The following is a 3,281-nucleotide window of genomic DNA, read 5'->3' on the forward strand; positions in this document are numbered from 1 at the left end:
CTCAATGCGGCTCATCCATTGACGCCTACTTGGATCCCTTGGTGTGCCGTCTTTGGATCGGTGCTGATTATGATCGTCGGAATGTTCCGTGAACCTCTTTACCGGGACGCGGCCTAACAAATCATTCAAGCCGAACGCCACAAGTGGCGTCGGCTTAATTCAGGCGTTAGCGGGCAATGGATAGAGTTTCGCGCCTTGTGGTCGGTGTAGTCGCAGCAGCGATCGCAAGCTCCTGCACCAATGACGTTCTGGACTCGTCTTACGCTACTCGCGCCGAGGCCATAGCTGCTGGCGCCGTCAAACGCGGGTGGATCCCCGCTTGGGTCCCGGCAGAAGCCACAGAACTCCTGGAAGTGCACAAGGTAGATACAAGTGAGAGCGCCTTGCTCTTCAGCCTTCCGTCTGGACTTCACTGGAAGCCGCCAGCGCCTTGTCGTCCTGCAGATGCCGGTGAGTTCTCGGAGCCAGCTTTTAGCCGCAGTTGGCTACCGGACACTGAGAGCGGCTATACCTTCTATAGTTGCCCCAGCGGTGTCAACGGTTCGGTGCCAATCATCGCGGCGGTCGCGGTGCGTCAGGACGGACAGCGTGTGCTGCATTGGCGCGTGTTTGCCCGCTAACAATTCATTCAAGCCGAACCCGCTTTGCGGGTCGGCTTAATTCAGGTGTTAGGGCTCTTAATGATTGTCACGGATGTCATAGAAGATCTAAGAGCTACGTTGGATGAGTTTCCGGCGGCGGCCACTTGGCGAGTAGGAGTTGCTACTTACACGCATGGCCCAGGCAGTGACATTGACGTTATGTACGCTGCCAGCTTCCACACGGATCCTGACAACGAGTTCTTCTTGGTCCCGGAGGGCATGGGTGGGGCATTCTCGCTCGAGGAGCATCCGTTCTCGGCGGCGGGGCTGCTCGAGGACCTCAAGGCCAAACAGGAGTGGGCCTCACACGTCGCGTACGTGCGCAGCGAGGTCGTGGAGCTCCCTGACGGGTCCGTGGCTAGCCGCAACATGCCGCTCTCGGGTACAGGAATTCACCACGATGCTCAGCTGGTGTACTTCTACTACGGGGTTCCCGGCTCAGAGCCCTAACAGTTCGTTCAACCCGAACCTGCTTCGTTCCACCAACAACACGGCAGGTAGCGCTTGCCATGTTGTTGGTTCCACTACGCAGGTCGGGTTAACTCAGGTGTTAGGCGCGTCAAATCTAGAGCTAAAGCGGTTCACGGCTTCGGTGGCATCAGGGGGCCATTCGACCCCAATTGTCGCAGGCTTCAGACGGCCGGCTTCGGTCACTTTGCGGGACGCGCACTCCAACATTTCAACGTTTCGCACATCGGCTTCGGTTGCCGCGTGCGGCGCGTGGACGCGGAGACATTGCCGGCCCAGTGGGTGCGACTTCGGACAGTTCCCCGCCGACAGTTCCGCCAGGTGCGCCCGATCGTCCGGTCTCCGGTTCAAGCAGCTTGTCGGGCAGTCACTTCCGCGCGATGATCGCGCCTAACAATTCGTTCAAGCCGAAGCCACTTCGTGTCTCGGCTTAACTCAAGCGTTAGGGGGCTTTATGAAAGGTCCGAGTGGCGGCACCCAATGGCACGCGGAGGAAACCTATAAAGGTCTCATCCAAATTGCGCTGAGTTGCCTTCGATTCGGCATCTTTGCGAACGGTGGTGCGGCGGTGGCGTTGCTTGCCTTTATCGGCAAGGAAAACCAGACGGCGATCACGATTAGCTCGGTCAAAGCAGCGATGGTCGTGTTCATTGTCGGCGTCACTCTGGGCGGCCTTGCCCACTTGACCGCCTACCTCACGCAACTGCGCTTGTATGGGGAGTCCGCACTAGGCGACGAACAGCGAGGACCCTGGCGTCACAACAACTTCCTTACCGCAACAATCGTCCTCGGCGCCGGCAGCGTCATTGCTTTCGCGGTGGGGTCTTTGTGCGGGGTGGCTGCGATCCAGGCAGCCCCCTAACAATTCGTTCAAGGGGATGCCGCTTCGCGGCACCCCTTAACTCAGGTGTTAGGCTGCAGCGTCCAACAGCTTCACCACCGGTGAGAAAGGCCCGGGTGGCATCAGGGGTTTCTGACACGACGCCGCGGCATCGACCGACTTCCCGGCACTCGAAATTTCTGCTAGAAAAGCGGTGCGACGCAGGCGCCGCAAAGCGTGCTTTGCGGTCCGGCGTTCACCGCTTTTCGGGAAGGTTGTGGGCGCGGATGATGTGCAGCTGATCCAACGCTGGACTTCTGCAGCTCTTCCGCATGGGATACGCGCAGGCTCGCACGCATGGTCAGCTGCACCCTAACAAGTCGTTCAAGCCGACACCCCAATCGCTGCGCGATTGGCGTTCCCTCCGCGCTGCGCGCTCCGGTGCGGCTTAACTCCAGGTGTTAGGCCGCTCGGGACACATCAAAGGCTGTGCGGTTTTCGTGCGCCTGACAGCTCACGGCGCAAGCCTGTCACTCCAGGCACGATCGCAGTCCGCCGAGCCTCGACAGTCCATGGCGCAAGCCGCTGGCTCACAGACACACTTGCCATTGCTCCCTCCAGAGCGCGTCCGGCGCAAGCGCGTCCTTCGGCCAAATCTGTCGTAAAGTTCGCCTCGGTGGGGCGTCATCTCTTCGGCCGGCGGCCAAACAGTTCAATCAAGCCGAACCCGCTTCGCGGGTCGGCTTATTTCAAGGTGTTAGCTGCCATGGACAGTAAATCGGCGCTTGAAGCATTCGCACAGCGATACGTGGTGGCAGATTTCCGCGACCGCTTCCTTCATGAAGCCTTGAAGCGGCCCGAAAAGCTGCACTCGCGCATCTGCCACAGCATCGGCGACCTCTTCCCGGCATCGCTGGCGGGAGCTGCTGCCCCGTTCTCGAGCGAAGACCCATGCCTCGTGCTGGAGGGCGCCGGCGGCTTTCGCGCCACCACTTGGGCCGCGCTGCCGCGCCACGTTGGTCTGGGAGAGGGTCTCTTAGTGGTTGGCAGCGATGGCTCCCGCTTCTACGCTGAGACCGAGGCCATGAAAGGCAGCCCCTCCGTGGTGTACGGGCATGGCAGCTAACAATTCGTCCAAGCCGACGCCGCTTCGCGGCGCGGCTTAACTCAGGTGTTAGGCCGCTCGGGACACATCAAAGGCTGTGCGGTTTTGGTGCGCCTGACAGTGCACGGCGCAAGCCTGTCACTCCAGGCACGATCGCAGTCGGTCTGTCCTCGATAGCCCATGGCGCAAGCCGCTGGCTCACGGACGGGCTTGCCATTGCTCCCTCCAGATCGCGTCCAGCACAAGC

The 3,281-nt window shown here is 60.5% G+C and carries 3 protein-coding genes; all 3 read left to right on the forward strand.

Annotation, left to right across the window (positions count from 1 at the left end; all coding sequences use genetic code 11):
* The first annotated feature begins 800 nt into the window (after positions 1-800).
* The 3 genes from ACFOM9_RS13775 to ACFOM9_RS13785 all read left to right on the forward strand — a co-directional run bounded on the left by ACFOM9_RS13775 (position 801) and on the right by ACFOM9_RS13785 (position 3,055).
* The gene (locus ACFOM9_RS13775) at positions 801-1,091 is read left to right on the forward strand and encodes a hypothetical protein (RefSeq protein WP_386711995.1); all 291 of its coding nucleotides are present in this window, start codon (positions 801-803) and stop codon (positions 1,089-1,091) included.
* 472 nt (positions 1,092-1,563) lie between these two features.
* On the forward strand, positions 1,564-1,971 hold the full coding sequence (locus ACFOM9_RS13780; RefSeq protein ID WP_386711998.1) for a hypothetical protein: 408 nt from the start codon (positions 1,564-1,566) through the stop codon (positions 1,969-1,971).
* A 724-nt stretch (positions 1,972-2,695) separates the two neighbouring features.
* A complete protein-coding gene (locus ACFOM9_RS13785; protein WP_386712001.1) occupies positions 2,696-3,055 on the forward strand; it encodes a hypothetical protein in 360 nt (119 codons plus the stop codon).
* Positions 3,056-3,281: the final 226 nt, after the last annotated feature.

Source organism: Luteimonas notoginsengisoli, from assembly GCF_042648885.1.
Taxonomy (GTDB): domain Bacteria; phylum Pseudomonadota; class Gammaproteobacteria; order Xanthomonadales; family Xanthomonadaceae; genus Luteimonas; species Luteimonas notoginsengisoli.